Consider the following 14591-nt stretch of genomic DNA (forward strand, 5'->3'; position numbering starts at 1 on the left):
CAGCACTGCGGCTCGTCAAGTCGGGAGGTGGGCCGCGGAGAAGAGGCCGCGATGATCGAAGCGCCGCTTCACCGCCTGGAGCCTCTGCAGACTGGCGCCATAGGCTTGCCCAATCTGTTCGATGTCGTCCAGGCCGAGCAGGCTGGGGTAGCCTCCGGGCAATGCGAACGGGGCGAGCGCCGTGGATAGGTTTCGCGCCCAGGATCGGTGCCTGCTGCCATTGTCTCCCGCGGCAGGATCCCAGGCGGCGATGATTTCCACGAGAAAGTGTTCGCGCCGCAGCCCGAATGCGGTGTCGGCGTCGGGAACCCGCGTGGCCGCGCCGCGAAAGTGATGCAGGATGATGGTCGTGAACGGCGAAGACAGGCTATCGCTGGCTTCGATGATGGCGGAAATTGCCCCTTGAGTCATCTCGGGCAGCCATCGGTTCTTGACGGCGTATCCGCGCCCGTCGACCACACGATGGTCGAACGAGCGGATCAGATCCTGATAACTTACCGTGTCGATGTGTACGTGGAACGGCGTACCGAGGCTCTGCAGGCTCGCCATCAGGCTTTCGCCGAGCGCCGCGTCTCCGGTCCAGGCCGGGGCCAGGAACAGGGTCTTGCTGCCGTCCGGCAGGCAGAACATGCCTGCCAGCACGGTCAGGTCGTCGCCCGCCGAAGCCGCAATCTCGGCATAGTCACGCAAGACCCTGGCCGCATCGGACCACGGAAACAGGATCATGCCCGCGAGCACGGCTCGGTTCGGATGCAGGCGAAATTTCATTGCCGTGACGACACCGAAATTGCCGCCACCACCACGAAGCGCCCAAAGCAGGTCCGGATTCTCCTGGGGGTCGGCGATGACATGCTCTCCGTCTGCGAGGATCAGCTCGGCACCGACGAGGCTGTCCAGCGCCAGGCCATGACTTGCGATCAGGGGACCGTAGCCACCCGAAAGCGTCAGGCCCGCCATGCCGATGACGCCCATCCATCCGGTCACCGCGAGGTGGTCGCTTGCCGCGGCGGCGGAAATGACGGCACCTGCGGTCGCACCTCCGGCAACCGTTGCGATGCCGCCGCTCACTTCCACCTGGTTCATGCGCGAGACGTCGACGACCAGCCCCTTGTCTCGTACCGAACGGCCTTCGCCGTCATAGCCGGCACCACGAACCGATATCGGAAGACCGCGATCGCGGGCCGCATAAAGGGCCGCCTGCACGTCCTGTGTGGTCTCGCAATAGGTGATCATTGCCGGATGGTGGTCCGCCGCGCGGTTCCAGACCCGGCGGGCAGCGTCGTAGCGCTCATCTCCAGGCAGGACGACTTTGCTGGGAATCAATGTCTGCAGCGCGCTCGCGGCAGGCTGAGACGACAGGTCGAACTTCTTCGTCATGCTTCGATACCTCTTGGTTTGTTCTTCAACAGGCCAAGTCTAGGACGATCCGATATCGAGAGGCGCAGCATTGATCGTCAGCGCCGCAGGCTGTTGCGGCCCGCGTCGTCGTCATCCCCGTTCGGTCCTAGCCACCGTCTGGAGCTACATCGCCTGATCGGCGCAGAGGGAGTTGCGGTACGTCTCCCGGATTGATCCCGAAATGCCGTTTGAAGGCGACGATGAAGCTTGATGCATTGGCATAACCTGCGCGATGCGCCGCTTGCTGCACACTGAAACCAGACTCCACGAGAGCTCTTTCGGCCTGTTGCAGCAGAAGTGCCGTGCGGTAACACGACAGCGTCATGCCGTAGGCCTTCTTGAAGGAGGAGCGAAGCTTCGTCCGGTTCATGGCGGCGACGTTTTCCAGGGCGGCGATGTCCAGCGCACGCCGCGGCGCGTGATCGATCACCTTCTTCGCCCGGCTCAGGCGTTCGAGCATTCCGGGATCAAATTCGCCGGGACCGGTCCGGATCACGTTTTGCCGGGAGAGCTGATCCAGTAGGACCGACATCAGCTCGAGTGCCTTGCCTTCGTAGTAGAGCGGCGCAATCGGCGCAAACATGCCGCGGCGGGCCGCGATATCGAGGGCAATCAGGCCGAAGCGGCCGGGCAGAAGCTTGTCCATCACAGTCTCGTGGCCGTGGATCATCCCCGACAGCGATTCCGGAACCAAACCGTCGGGGCCGTGGGCCTCCATGATCATCATCGGGTCGATCAGGACCGTAACCGCCCTCAGTCCACGTCCCGTTCGGGTCTCGAAATGAAAGTGCTCGCCTCTCGGGATGAAGATCACGGTCATGTCGGAGGCTTCCGCGTCGAAACCGCGTCTGCCAATTTCAAAATCCGTCGACGCCTCGTTGAGGACGACGGCGCAGACGATCACGTCACGAAGGGCGACCGCGTCGAACGCCACGACGTCAGGCCCCGGATAGTTGATGACGAAAAGGCCCATGCCCCGGCCCGCCCATGCCACCCAGCGCTGATCGCCGTTCACGGGATCGAGATGGGGAAGTTGCGTCAGGTTGCCGCCGTGAACGCGCATTCCGGCACGCAGGATCATCTCCTCATAGTAAGCTTGGGACATCGGGTTCATCTTGCTCGCCTCACTCGCAGAATCGCCGCCACAGCGGCGGACTGCGCATTTGATGCGCCGTCCGCATTCCCGTGATTTCTGCGAGGGGACGATGGGTTACAGGTGCAACGGGCAGGTCACCGTTGATCGAGGCTGAGGCGGCTGACGCCTTCTTCCGGCAGCACGGGCGGAACGAAACCGAGCGTCCTCAGGGCGCTCGGTCCAGGATACAAAGATGGATCGCCGGGCTCTACGGTTTCGCTATAGCCTCCGGCTGATCGCTTCGGCCATCATGATGACCGTGACGTTGGTCGGCGCCGAAACGATGTCGGGCATGATGGAGGCGTCCACGACGTGCAGGCCTTCCACGCCTCGTACCGCGCCGTTCTCGTCGACGACGGCGCTCGGATCGTCGGCACCTCCCATGGGAACCGACGAGGTCGGATGGGAGTAACCGTCGACCGACGCGACTATGGCTTTCTCCAGCGCGGCGTCATCTTCGACATCCTCGCCCGGGGTCATTTCAAGCGCGACCAGATCGCTGAACGGCGCCGTCCTGCCGATCCGGCGCGACAGCCGCACGGCTTCCATCATCCTTCGCAGATCGCTCGGATCCTGGAAGAAGTTGAAGCGGATGAGCGGCATTGCGCGAGGGTCGCGGCTTGCGAGGCGAATGGTTCCCTTCGATTTCGGAAGCGTCACGGAGCAGGCAAGCACGATCGCGCCTCCTGTCGGGCTTCGGGCCGGGTCGAAGATGTGCGTGCCCGATATATGGAGATCGAGTTCGTCGGGACCGGCCTCGCTGGAATTGGTCCAGATGATCGCGCCCGCCGCAGGCGTCATGGAATTTGCTTCGGGCTTCAGCGCATAGATGTTGTAGTAGAAGGGATGCTCCTTCATCCGGTTGCCGACGGGGGCATCGAGGAGGACCGGAATGTCGAGCTCCGCCAGATGCGACCAGGGGCCAATTCCCGAGCGCATCAGGATCGCCGGGCTACCGTAGGCTCCGGCCGACAGAATGATCTGGCCGCCGGTGATCGTCTCGCCGTTCAGGAGGCGCACACCGGTTGCGCGCCGTCCATCGAAGACGACGTTGTCCACCTCTCCATGCCCCTTGATCGTCAGATTCGGGCGACGGCGAACCACGTCAGTGAGATAGGCCATGCCGGTGTTGATCCGCCGGCCGTCAACCACGTTCAGCAGATAGGGCGAGACACCGTTCTGCTCGGCGCCATTGAAGTCGTTCACCCGCGGCAGGCCTGCGGCTTCCGCCGCCAGAACGAAGGCCCGCATCGACGGCGTATTTTCTTCCATCGTCCGCTGCCGGATCGGAAATGGGCCGGAGCGGCCATGCCAGGCATCGTCGCCCGTCGGCGTGTTTTCCATGGATTTGAAGACGGGCAGCACGTCGTCGAACGTCCAACCCTTGACTCCGCGGGCGGTCCATCGCGCGAAATCGGATCGTCTTGCGCGTATCGCCACGGCAGCGTTGACAGCGGAACCGCCGCCGAGCACCTTGCCGCGAAGCGCGGTAACGTCATGGCCGAGCCCGAGATGATCCTGCGTGTGATAGCCCCAATCATGTGCGTTGTCGCCGCCCACGCGGTCGGCGTTGGCGATCACATCGGGATATTCCGAGGGAGCATAAGCGGGACCGGCTTCCAGCAGCAGGACCTGCCTGGTGGGATCTTCGCTCAGCCGGTTTGCAAGTACTGCGCCTGCGGAACCGCCGCCGACGATGATGACGTCGAATGTGTTCGTGGTTGACATCGGAGTTCTTCTTTTTTCGGTTTGCTGTTTCGACACGGGCTCAGCCGCGGCCGAAGGCGTCGAGGAGGAAGCCGGCGGCGCGGTCGAGGGCCTTTCGGCTGCTTTCAAGATGTGCGACGTCGAGCTGGAAGACGTGGTGCATGCCTTCCCAAACCTCGAGCTGGACAGGAACGCCGGCTTGGGCTGCGCGGTCGGCATACTGCCGGGAATCGTCGAGCAAACGCTCGTCCGAGCCAACCTGGATCAAAAGCGGCGGCAATCCCTTGAGATCTCCCAAAAGCGGAGATGCCAGCGGATCGGACGCCTTGAAGGACCCGAGGTATTTCTGTCTGCAATCCTGAAGGTATTCGTAGCTGATCAGCGGGTCCACGATCGACGGATCCGTCATCGAGGCGGCCGAAAAGGTCATATCGGCCCAGGGCGAAAAGACGACGCCGGCAACCGGCGTCACGCCATGGGACGCCTTGCTGACCTCCGCAAGCGTTATCAGGGACAAGCCGCCACCGGCAGAATCGCCGACGACCGCGATCTCCTTGAAGCCGTGCGCGACGAGCCAGCGCCAGGCGGTGACTGCTGCATTCGGTCCAGTCGGCAAGGTCGCTTCCGGCGCCAGCGGGTAGTCAAGTAGGAATGCTGGAACCTGAGTGCGAGCGACGATCTGGCTGACGAAGCCGCGATAGGCTTTCGCAGATCCGACGACATATCCGCCGCCATGAATGTAGAGGATAGCCTGGGCAGAGCTGGCTTGCTTTGGACGAACCCACCAGCCCTTCACACCGTCTTCGTCAACGGCGTCGAGGGCAACGTCTTCTGTCAGCGGACTTGCCGAGATGAAGGCGTCATAGGCGGTCCGCAGATCGCCCGTGGCCGATGCCCAGAAGCTCGCGAAATGCTCGCGCAAAGCGTTTTCGCGAGCGCGCTCCTCGTCGGTGATATGGATCACCTCGACTTTTGCTTCGCTCCTAGTGATCTCTGAAACATTCAGCATCGTCGTTTCTCCTCTGTCGGCCGCTCGATCAGAAGCGGTGCGTCTATCGTGATGCGAGCCGTCCGCCCGCGAACACGGCAATGCGCTCGCGCCTTGTCGGGCGCCTCAGCTCGTCTCTTGGCTTCTGTTGCAATTCAGTCGGGGAGGGCGGCGACCGATGGCGCTCGCCCTTCATCCCTTGCACGGCGAATATCCGTGCGTGCGAAGCTCAGTTCTCGATGCGGCCGAAACGGCCGCTGGCGTGGCTTGCGAGTGTCTGTCGAACCTCATCGGCATTCGACATTACCAGCGGACCGTGCTTGACAAAATGCTCGTGGACCGGCTTTGCCGCCAGCAGCACGAAATGCGCACCATCGCTGGATTCGATCACGGTCTCGGTCTCCGGTCCGGCCGCGACAGTCGTTGCGGTGCCGGCGGTCAACGCGCGGTGGCTGTTGCCCACTCTGAGCGTCAGCGCGCCTGCCACGGCGTAAATCCAGGCTTGCCTGCCGCTTGGCAGCAGATGGGAAAAACACCCATCGGTCTGCACGAAGCCGTCGAGCATCGTCATTTCTTCCGGGGTTCCCTCGGCCCCCACGACCTCGCCGCTGCGGCCGAGAACGACCCGGGCGCGGAACTTCTCTCCTGTCAGGACCGGAACATCCTTGGCTTCTACGTGAAGGGAGCGAGGCAGTTCTTTCTTGAGGCGGGCCGGGAGATTCACGAAGATCTGCAAGGCGTGGATCCGGGCGCCTTCTTCAGGCTTTTCCTCGTGGACTGCGCCGCCTGCTGCCGTCAGCCAATAAAGATCGCCACCCTTCAGCGCGATGTTGTGCCCGAGCGTATCGCGGTTCAGGAAGGCGCCTTCCGAATCCTCGAACATCGCAGTCACAGCGGAGATGCCTGCGTGCAGGTGGGGATCGAACGTCGGCGCCGTCATCACGAAGTGATCGACCATCAATAGCGGGTCCATCCGTCCGTCGAACATTTCTTCTGAAAAATGATTGGCAGAGAATCCGCTGCCTATGTTGTTTGGAATGCCGGCGACGATCTCTCCGAGCCTTTCGGCAAGAACAGCCGCCTTATCCAGTGTTGCAGTGTTATGCATTATTCGGCCGCTCCGTTGACGTCTCCTATGACGGCGACTTTGCGGCCAACGGCACTGGACGAAAAGCCGTCATATTCTGGACTTAGCGTTCAACACGATGGACGAGTGGCTAGAGCAGGACAGCCTTTGGGAATTCGGCCGCCAGATGATCGAGAAAGGCGCGCACTGAAGGCAGCAATCCTTGCCGATAGGGGATGAGTGCGGTGAGCGTGGAGTCTCCGGCAAGCCAATCCGGCAGCACGCGCCGGAGGGCGCCGGACCGAACCGCGTTCCTTGCAATGTAGCCAGGAAGGGCGACCACACCGAGCCCTTTGACCGCCGCCTGCTGAAGACCAACCATATCGTCGCCGAGCAGCCTGGGAGTGAGCGGCATAACAATCTCATCTCTCGCCTGGCGCGCGTGGCGAAGCCTCCAGACCGGAGCAACACCGGTTCTCATCATGAATAGTGAGGGATGATTTTGCAAGTCTTGAGGGCTCTCGGGCGCGCCGTTCGTCTCGACATAAGCCGATCCAGCGAAAAAATACCACGGAGCGGGCGCAAGGGTACGCTGGACCAGATTGGAATCCGGGAGCGGATCGGAATGGGCGCGGACGGCGAGATCGAAATTCTCACCCACGATGTCGACAGTTCGGTCCGTGGCGTGTGCGACGACATTGACCTTCGGGTACCGGACGAGGAAATCAGCGATAATGTCGGACATGGCGAATTGCATGGTGGCGACGCCGGCCGTGCACCGGACCGTGCCGGTCGGCTCAGTCAGCCGGTGGCGTATCGTCGTCTCGGCAAGTTCCGCCTCGCGAAGCATCGCCACCGCGTGACGATAGAAGTCTTCACCCGCATCCGTCATTCCGAACCGGCGTGACGTCCGGTTGAGCAAACGTACGCCCAGTTCCTTCTCGAGTTCCTGAATACGGTGGCTAAGTGTCGACTTGGGCACGCGCAAGGTGCGGCCGGCGGCTGTGAACCCACCCCGATCGACTATCTGCACAAAATAGAAGAAGTCATTCAAATCCAGCATATCGCCATCGTCCAACCTGTCGGACTATTAGTTGCAGTTTTGCCGACTTTTGGGCCATTCGTCCAGAGGATAATTTTAGCTGGCCCTGAAGGAGCTTGACCCAAATTGCTCCACGCCGGACGCGATTCAACCCAATGGAGTTCGTCATGACCAACCGCACTTATGAGCCGCTTACCGCCGACAACGCGGCAGTCATTCTCGTCGATCATCAGGTTGGCCTTATGACCGGCGTCAGGGACTATTCGACCGGTGAACTCAAGCACAATGTCGTGGCGCTCGCCAAAGCGGCCAAGGCGCTCAATCTGCCGATTGTCATCACGACGACTGCGCGCAACAGCATGTGGGGACCGACCTTTCCCGAACTGGTCGAGGCTCTGCCTGGCATCGAAATCATCGACCGCTCGTCGGTGAATGCGTATGACGACGAACGGGTGGCAAAGGCGATCGCGGCCACTGGGCGCAAGAAGCTGATTTTTGCCGGGATCTCGCTCGAAGTCTGCGCGGCGTTTCCGGCCATGACGGCTGTTGCCCGGGGCCTCGACGCTTATGTCGCCGTGGATGCTTCCGGCACCTTCAGCGAAACAAAGCGTCAGGCCGGGTTGCTGCGCATGCAGCAGGCGGGTGTCATCCTGTCTGATTATGCCACTATGATGGTCGAAATCCTCAAGGACAACGGTCGGCCCGAGGCCGGTGCCGTCTATGCTGCCCTCGACATGCCCTGGGCGACGCTCGTGGGCCAGATTGCCAGCGCTTACAGCAAGTAAGCCGCTCTCGTTCGACTTGGCTTACGGCGGGCCGGCCCTAACTAAATTAGGAGATCGTTACGAGCGTGCTGGCCTGCAGCGGTTCGGGTGCGCAGAGTTGCCGGATTTTCCCGCCACAGACGTCTCAACCCGGCCGTTCCGGCTCCCACTTCATAGAGGCGTGATCTCATGATTGATATGAATGACTTTCGCTACTTTGTGACAATCGTCGACAGGCGCGGCTTTACTGCCGCCGGCCGTGCCTTGGGGCTGCCGACCTCAACGCTGAGCCATCGGATCAAGCAGCTGGAGGAGCGCCTGGGCCTCACCTTGCTGCTCCGATCCTCTCGGCAGCTTAGTCTGACAGAGGCCGGAACGGAGTTTTACAGACATGCCGTGGAGACGGTGGAGCGTGCGGATGAAGCCGAGCATGCGATGCGCGACAGAGTGACCGAGCCCTCCGGCACGATACGCTTCACCACCGCGATTGCGACCGCGCAATTTGTCATACCCGACATAATCAATTCGTTCATGCTCAAATACCCGAAGGTCACGCTGGTTCAACACGCAGTGGACGATTTTGTAGACATCATCGGTGAGCGGTTCGACCTGGCCATCCGCGCCCATACCGGCCCCTTGCCGGACTCCAACCTTGTTCAAAAGCCTCTGGTGCGTATCCCGTGGCATCTTTTCGCATCGCCGTCGTACCTGAATGAACGAGGGGAGCCCAAAAGCCCACAAGACTTGGCAGAGCATACGACCTTGTTCGTTCGCCGTGACAACACGCATCCCAGATGGTCGCTTTCCAATCATCTGACGGGAGTGGTTGAAGATGTCGAGATCTCTCCGCGATTGTCGAGCACGTGCATAGCCTGCCTCAAGGGCGCGACCAAGGCAGGCCTTGGGATTGCTGCGCTTCCTGCTTACATGTCCAAAGATGAGCTCAAGACCGGCGAGCTAAAGCTCCTTCTTCCTGACTGGCTTGCGGCAGATACTGCACTGACCGCCCTAATGCCGAACCGCAATGGTCTTGGCGCCGCAGTGAGGGCCTTCATCGATCACGTGGCTCACTCATGCTGCGACGTGATAGTGCCGCAGCAGCAAACCTCTGTAGCTCCTTTGTAAAGACAAGCGGCAACGGCTGACACAGGACGAGGCGACCGGGCCATCGCGTACACCCGCCATCGTCCAGCCGGATGAAGGTTGCTTTCAACGCAGGCTAGTTCCCCACCCGCTGAATTTGCGTCAAAAAACGCGACAGCGATTATGTGCTCGCGCCTATCGGTATCGACGAGGCGACCGGCCAGCGCATCGATGAGGTGCGCGCGGCAGCGCCGCCAAGTCCGCCGAGGGCAGGGGCGAGGCGCAGGCGTCTGGTGGCGCGCGTGAGGCGCCCCCGCGCCACCGGCTCACCCGCCGCCCGAGAACGAGAAGCCTTGCCCGACAATTGCGAGAAGAACGATCCACAAGTGATCAAATGGAGCATTTCATGTCGGCCATACTTTCCATCCTGTTTGTCCTGATATGGTCGACCGGCTTTATCGTCGCCAAAGGCATCTTGCCCCATGCGGCGCCACAGCCGTTCCTGGTCATGCGCATGCTGCTGAGCGCTCTGTTGCTGGCCGCTATTGCATTGCTGCGCCGCGACCGCTGGCCGACGGGACCCCGGGTCTGGTCACACCTCTTTACCGGCGCACTGTTGAATGGTGTCTATCTGTGCTTTGCCTACACTGCGATATGGCGAGGCATGCCGGCAGGCATTATGGCATTGCTTTCCAGCGCCCAGCCGGTTGGGATCGCTGTTTGGGTCTATTTCGCCCGTGGCGAGAAGCTACCGAGGTCCGGCGTGCTTGGACTCGTCATGGCTGTTTTCGGCGTGATCTTCGTTCTCGAACCCGACTTGGCAAATGGGCAGGGCGGTCACATCGATGCCATAGGGTTGGCGGCAGCGATCCTGGCTGTCACGGGTATGGCCGTTGCCACCACGATCCAGCGAAGCGGCTTGGCGTCCGATCCTGTCAGCGTTTCCACCTCGCTGCAAAATGCGGGCGGCATACCGGTGGCTTTGGCAGCGACGATGCTGGATGGGAACCGTCTATGGGATGGAACCCCTGCGCTTTGGGGCCTCCTCGCGTGGTCGGTGATTGGCCTGTCTGCAGCAGGTGTGTCGCTTGTCGTATGGCTTTCACGCCACAACGGACCGGCGAAGATGAGCGCCCTTCTGCTGGCGGTCCCACCGCTCTCCGCATTGGAAGCTTTCGTGCTTTTCAGCGAGAAATTGATGCCGATGCAGATCATTGGCTTCTTCCTGGCGATCGCCGGCGTATTTCTGACACGGGTGCCGGCGAGTTTTCTACTCGCCTCGCTCAGCAGGATCAGATCGATCGCAGGAAGGCTGGGCTAGTGCGGATTGAGATTCATCCGACTTCTATCACGGTGGCGAGCGTGACAGCGAAGGTCAAGCGTGCGGCCCGTGCCTTCTTGGCGCATGGGCTGCGAAGGCGGGTATGCAGCCGCCTGATCTCGCCGGCTGCTTCGCGCAGGTCGTGCGCGAGGCGCGGCCTTCCGGCGCCCGTCGGCTCGGTAGATCAAAACGCACGAGCGGTGCGGCGAACCAGCGCTTGGGCTCCATCGATCTGGAACCCGCAGCGCCGTCCTGCTAGACTGGTCAAGGATAAAAGCTTCCGACCCGATCGCGGCACTGGGACCATCGGCATGTCCTGGGGAGGTGTGACATGCAGACTGGGCAGAGCCAAGCTCAGGACAGCGCGGCGTTGTCGGCAACGGTCCCGGAACGGGCTCTGCCGATGATTTGCATCGCCATCACTGCCGCCATCTTCATTCTTGATGCAGTTACCACCGCGGAAATCGTCGTCGCCATGTTGTACGTCGGCGTTGTGCTCATGGCGGCCCGATTTCTTCCGAAACGTGGCATTCTTTTCGTGGCGCTGGCATGCGCGGTATTGACGGTGCTGGCCTATTTTGTGGCGGAGCCAGGCGGATTGCCCAGTGCCACTTTATGGAACCGCGTTCTCAGCCTTGCGGCGATCGGCATTGCAGCTTTTTTGGCCGTGCAAAGCCAATCGCGAGAAAGGGTGCTGCGCGAGCAGGCAAGGCTTCTCGACCTCACTCACGACACGATCTTCGTGCGCGACATGAACGATGTCATCACCTACTGGAACCGCGGTGCTGAGCAGCTATACGGATTGAAAAAAGAGGAAGCCGTCGGCAAGGTCACCCACCAACTCCTGCAGACGAGCTTCCCCATGCCGCTCGAGGAGATCACGGTAGAGCTGCTGCGCACTGGCCGCTGGGAAGGGGAACTCGTCCACACGAAGAAGAACGGGACGCAGGCAACCGTGATGAGTCGATGGTCAGTGCGACGGGACGCACGGGACCGTCCCGTCGCAATCCTGGAGACCAACAACGACATCACCGAGCGCAAGCGGGCGGAAGAGGCATTGCGCGAGACGCAAACGGAACTGGCGCATGTCAGCCGCGTGACGACCTTGGGGGAGATGACGGCCTCGATTGCGCATGAGGTCGCCCAGCCACTCGCAGCAGCACTCATCAATGCCAATACCGGGCTACGCTGGCTCGGTTCTGACCCGCCTGACGTGGAGGGGGCCCGGAAGGCCCTCGGCCGCATCATCCACAATGCGGGGCTGGCCCGCGACATCCTCGACCGCATCCGCGCTCTCGTGCGGAAGTCGCCCCCGCGCCAGGATCGGTTCGACCTCACCGATGCCGTCCTCGATGTCATCGCTCTGTCCCGGAGTGCAGTGCAAAAGCACGGCGTCTCGCTGCAGACCGAACTCGCGCCGGACCTGCCCGCCGTGGGCGGCGACCGCGTCCAGGTGCAGCAGGTGATGCTCAACCTGATCCTCAATGCGGTCGAGGCGATGAGCGGTCTCGACGACGGCGCGCGGGAGGTGCTGGTCAGCACCAAGACGGATGCTTCGGGCCAGGTTGGCGTCGTGGTGCGCGATACCGGTCCGGGCCTGGAGCCGCAGGCGGCCGCGCGCGTGTTCGAGGCCTTCTACACGACGAAGCCCGAGGGGCTCGGCATGGGCCTGTCGATCTGCCGGTCGATCATCGAGGCGCACGGGGGGCAGTTGTGGGGCTCCCCGAACGAACCTCGCGGTGCCGTCTTCCAGTTCACCCTCCCTCCGGAACGCGGCGGGACCGTTCCCGCCAAAGGCGCCGACCGACCGTCTGTCGCGTGAGCTACAGGTCCGGCGAGCGAAACGAATCCGTTCTCGGCGACGGCGAGCGCTTCGTCGGAGGCAGTGCAAACCTATGCCACGGTCCTCCTCCATGGCATCTGGCCTGGGCCGGTTTCCCTAGCCGGTCCGCTTGCGCGCCTTCAACATCAGCGTCCATCCCCAGTCTCGGGCTTCGAGGGCGTTCCGCAACCGATGACCGAATATGGGGCTCAGCAGCGCATTGACCTTTTGTGAAGTCAGGAGCTGTCTTACCCCCTTGTGCGCGCTCGGCGTCACGGAGAACAGTTCTTCGATCACGAAGTACGGCTCCGCGAGTGCGGCAAGCTCGCTTCGATCGACCCAGTGTCGAAGCTGGCCCGGTCCGAGCGGAGCCACGATGCAGTGGTCTCTCAAGACGGGCTTGTTCTGTGTCGCGAGCATCATGAGGCCGTCGGGCTTCAGCAGTTCGGCAATCCTGCGCATGAAGCCGTCCTGGTCGGATACGTGCGATAGCACCTCCAGCGTCACGACGACGTCGAAGGAGTTCGCTTCGAATGACAGGGACATGAAGTCGCCCGCCACGAACAGGACGTGTGGCCAACGCTCCTGGGCGCGCTGAAGAACATCGTCCGACAGGTCGGTGCCCACGACCTCGCCGAACCCGGCGAGCTGCGGGCACAGCCAGCCGGCCCCGCATCCCACTTCCAGTATCCTGTTATCGCGCCGGCCGGATGCGTTCAGCCATTCCAGCACGATTTCCGCCTGCCGCCGGGAGATCTCTCCCCGACCGCCGTTCCAGACTCCGCCGTTCCAGCCATTCCAGAACGACTGCTGCTCCGCAACGGAAGGCGCTGCGGTTCGGCGCGCTTCAGCCTGGTTCTCGGGCGTCCGATTTTGAGCGCAGGTATCGGTGTCGCCGTTGTAACGGCGATCGGTCGTCTGATCCGATTTCATGGTCTCAGTCCTGTCCTTGATCACATGGAGACGCCAGGACGCCTGACGCGGCACTGCGGCCAACGCCAGTTGCGGCTGCAGGGGGCTTGCGCATTGGCAAGCCTCCATGTGCGATTAGCGTGGTTCAGGTGGAGGAGAGGCGACTTGGCGCCTCAGGCGCTCGTCACAGGACTGGGCGGGCGGTGGATACCGTATTGCAGATGCTTTACGGTTTCGGACTGTCGGCCTGAAAAATGCGCGCCCTGCGAGACAGGAAAGCCATGGCCGACGAATTGCTTGGGATAGGGCATTTCGTGATCGTGATCGTGATCGGGATCGTGCTCGGGATCGGGATGATAATCGGCTTTCGACTCGTGCTGCTTGAGACGCAGATCGTCGAGCGTCGCTTGCAAGCCGCTGTTGAGGCGGTCGCGATCATGCGCGTGGTCAGCCGATTGCGCGAGCTCTGCGACCGCGTCGACAACGTGATAAGTTCCGAACTGCGCCGAGAAAAGAAGGAAAAATATCGCCAGCCCTGCCGCCAGTGCTGCAACTGCCTTCATCTTTCTCAGAGCCGCTTTGATGTTCACGCTACTGACGCCACACATCTTACAAGGATGCGGAAAAAGATACCCGATCGCCCCCTTGGCTTCTAATCGGCCATAAGCCTTACGCTTCGACCGCGAGGACTTTGCCAGAAGCACACGCAGAGAGCGCGGGCGTCTCCTATTGCGCACGATTTTAGAACAGTGGCTGATAGCGCCTTCGGCGGTCGCTAAAAGTGGGGTTCTCCCGTTGAGGTCGTGTAAATCGGCGGCGGTTTACATAGCGTGAAAACGCTACAACGAGAACGCGGCAAGCACCCTTGGCAAAGCTAATCCCTGCCTCATTAATCATGGCTTCAATGTGCGTGGCTTTTCTGCTGGCCAAACTAAGCCTTAACTATAGCGGGGTCTGCACAGAAGGGCTGCTGATTTGGAAATGGCATCGCACAGAATCCCGTGAACTCTTGGCGCGTCTCCAGGAGAACGGATCGATCAATGCAGGTGTACACGCCGAATACAAGCTCGTTGAAGAATGGCAGGTCCCCGGCGATCACTATCAACCGTCTTCTTTCATGGACAAAATTGAAGGAAACGCCGCGACTTTGGTTAGCTACCATTTGCCCTGGCTTGACGGTGGTGGTTACCTCATAACGGGCGGCTACTTTTATGCGCCAAACTGCATTCGAGAATGGCGGCTTCCACGCTAGCCGGTCTGCCCGCAATGGGCAGAACTCGGATTGCAACGCTGTGGGAGGGGAGGGCCATTTTTGTTGATGGGAAGGTGCGGGCCACCCCTTGACAGTAGCCC

13 protein-coding genes are annotated in these 14591 nt (G+C 61.6%); 6 read left to right on the forward strand and 7 right to left on the reverse strand.

Going from position 1 to position 14591, the window contains the following annotated elements:
- Positions 1-15 precede the first annotated feature (15 nt).
- The 6 genes from EV286_RS25200 to EV286_RS25225 form a co-directional block, all read right to left on the reverse strand.
- The gene (locus EV286_RS25200) at positions 16-1377 is read right to left on the reverse strand and encodes an FAD-binding oxidoreductase (protein ID WP_132959931.1); all 1362 of its coding nucleotides are present in this window, start codon (positions 1375-1377) and stop codon (positions 16-18) included.
- 127 nt (positions 1378-1504) lie between these two features.
- Positions 1505-2512, reverse strand: a complete 1008-nt coding sequence (locus EV286_RS25205) for an AraC family transcriptional regulator (RefSeq protein ID WP_132959932.1) — start codon at positions 2510-2512, stop codon at positions 1505-1507.
- A 240-nt stretch (positions 2513-2752) separates the two neighbouring features.
- Positions 2753-4261, reverse strand: coding sequence for a GMC family oxidoreductase N-terminal domain-containing protein (locus tag EV286_RS25210; RefSeq protein WP_132959933.1), 1509 nt, complete (start codon positions 4259-4261; stop codon positions 2753-2755).
- A gap of 40 nt (positions 4262-4301) precedes the next feature.
- The gene (locus tag EV286_RS25215) at positions 4302-5249 is read right to left on the reverse strand and encodes an alpha/beta hydrolase (protein ID WP_132959934.1); all 948 of its coding nucleotides are present in this window, start codon (positions 5247-5249) and stop codon (positions 4302-4304) included.
- 208 nt (positions 5250-5457) lie between these two features.
- Entirely contained in the window at positions 5458-6336 is an 879-nt protein-coding gene (locus EV286_RS25220; RefSeq protein ID WP_132959935.1) for a pirin-like C-terminal cupin domain-containing protein, read from the reverse strand.
- A gap of 109 nt (positions 6337-6445) precedes the next feature.
- On the reverse strand, positions 6446-7372 hold the full coding sequence (locus tag EV286_RS25225; protein ID WP_245500821.1) for a LysR substrate-binding domain-containing protein: 927 nt from the start codon (positions 7370-7372) through the stop codon (positions 6446-6448).
- Positions 7373-7503: 131 nt separating this feature from the next.
- On the opposite strand from EV286_RS25225, the gene EV286_RS25230 reads away from it, so the two are divergent.
- The 4 genes from EV286_RS25230 to EV286_RS25245 all read left to right on the forward strand — a co-directional run bounded on the left by EV286_RS25230 (position 7504) and on the right by EV286_RS25245 (position 12326).
- Positions 7504-8121, forward strand: a complete 618-nt coding sequence (locus EV286_RS25230) for an isochorismatase family protein (RefSeq protein ID WP_132959936.1) — start codon at positions 7504-7506, stop codon at positions 8119-8121.
- Between the two features lie 168 nt (positions 8122-8289).
- Complete coding sequence (locus EV286_RS25235; protein WP_132959937.1) at positions 8290-9225, forward strand: LysR substrate-binding domain-containing protein; 936 nt, start codon at positions 8290-8292, stop codon at positions 9223-9225.
- A 364-nt stretch (positions 9226-9589) separates the two neighbouring features.
- Entirely contained in the window at positions 9590-10504 is a 915-nt protein-coding gene (locus EV286_RS25240; protein WP_207909920.1) for a DMT family transporter, read from the forward strand.
- A gap of 331 nt (positions 10505-10835) precedes the next feature.
- Positions 10836-12326: an ATP-binding protein gene (locus tag EV286_RS25245; protein WP_132959939.1), complete on the forward strand. Its 1491-nt coding sequence runs from the start codon at positions 10836-10838 to the stop codon at positions 12324-12326.
- Between the two features lie 117 nt (positions 12327-12443).
- Here EV286_RS25245 and EV286_RS25250 read toward each other — a convergent pair whose 3' ends face one another.
- On the reverse strand, positions 12444-13259 hold the full coding sequence (locus EV286_RS25250; RefSeq protein WP_165932932.1) for a class I SAM-dependent methyltransferase: 816 nt from the start codon (positions 13257-13259) through the stop codon (positions 12444-12446).
- A 260-nt stretch (positions 13260-13519) separates the two neighbouring features.
- Between EV286_RS25250 and EV286_RS25255 the strand changes: the two genes are divergently transcribed.
- Both EV286_RS25255 and EV286_RS25260 read left to right on the forward strand, forming a co-directional pair.
- The gene (locus tag EV286_RS25255) at positions 13520-13894 is read left to right on the forward strand and encodes a hypothetical protein (protein ID WP_132959941.1); all 375 of its coding nucleotides are present in this window, start codon (positions 13520-13522) and stop codon (positions 13892-13894) included.
- A gap of 209 nt (positions 13895-14103) precedes the next feature.
- On the forward strand, positions 14104-14490 hold the full coding sequence (locus tag EV286_RS25260) for a hypothetical protein (RefSeq protein ID WP_132959942.1): 387 nt from the start codon (positions 14104-14106) through the stop codon (positions 14488-14490).
- The last annotated feature ends 101 nt before the right edge of the window (positions 14491-14591 follow it).

The organism is Rhizobium sp. BK251, assembly GCF_004345245.1.
Classification (GTDB): Bacteria; Pseudomonadota; Alphaproteobacteria; order Rhizobiales; family Rhizobiaceae; genus Rhizobium.

Excerpts from the sequence above, each read along its gene's own strand:
- EV286_RS25235 (WP_132959937.1), top strand. The coding sequence starts at position 8,290 with ATGATTGATATGAATGACTTTCGCTACTTTGTGACAATCGTCGACAGG.
- EV286_RS25205 (WP_132959932.1), bottom strand. The coding sequence starts at position 2,512 with ATGAACCCGATGTCCCAAGCTTACTATGAGGAGATGATCCTGCGTGCC.
- EV286_RS25250 (WP_165932932.1), bottom strand. The coding sequence starts at position 13,259 with ATGAAATCGGATCAGACGACCGATCGCCGTTACAACGGCGACACCGAT.
- EV286_RS25220 (WP_132959935.1), bottom strand. The coding sequence starts at position 6,336 with ATGCATAACACTGCAACACTGGATAAGGCGGCTGTTCTTGCCGAAAGG.
- EV286_RS25210 (WP_132959933.1), bottom strand. The coding sequence starts at position 4,261 with ATGTCAACCACGAACACATTCGACGTCATCATCGTCGGCGGCGGTTCC.
- EV286_RS25255 (WP_132959941.1), top strand. The coding sequence starts at position 13,520 with ATGGCCGACGAATTGCTTGGGATAGGGCATTTCGTGATCGTGATCGTG.
- EV286_RS25215 (WP_132959934.1), bottom strand. The coding sequence starts at position 5,249 with ATGCTGAATGTTTCAGAGATCACTAGGAGCGAAGCAAAAGTCGAGGTG.
- EV286_RS25245 (WP_132959939.1), top strand. The coding sequence starts at position 10,836 with ATGCAGACTGGGCAGAGCCAAGCTCAGGACAGCGCGGCGTTGTCGGCA.
- EV286_RS25230 (WP_132959936.1), top strand. The coding sequence starts at position 7,504 with ATGACCAACCGCACTTATGAGCCGCTTACCGCCGACAACGCGGCAGTC.
- EV286_RS25240 (WP_207909920.1), top strand. The coding sequence starts at position 9,590 with ATGTCGGCCATACTTTCCATCCTGTTTGTCCTGATATGGTCGACCGGC.
- EV286_RS25200 (WP_132959931.1), bottom strand. The coding sequence starts at position 1,377 with ATGACGAAGAAGTTCGACCTGTCGTCTCAGCCTGCCGCGAGCGCGCTG.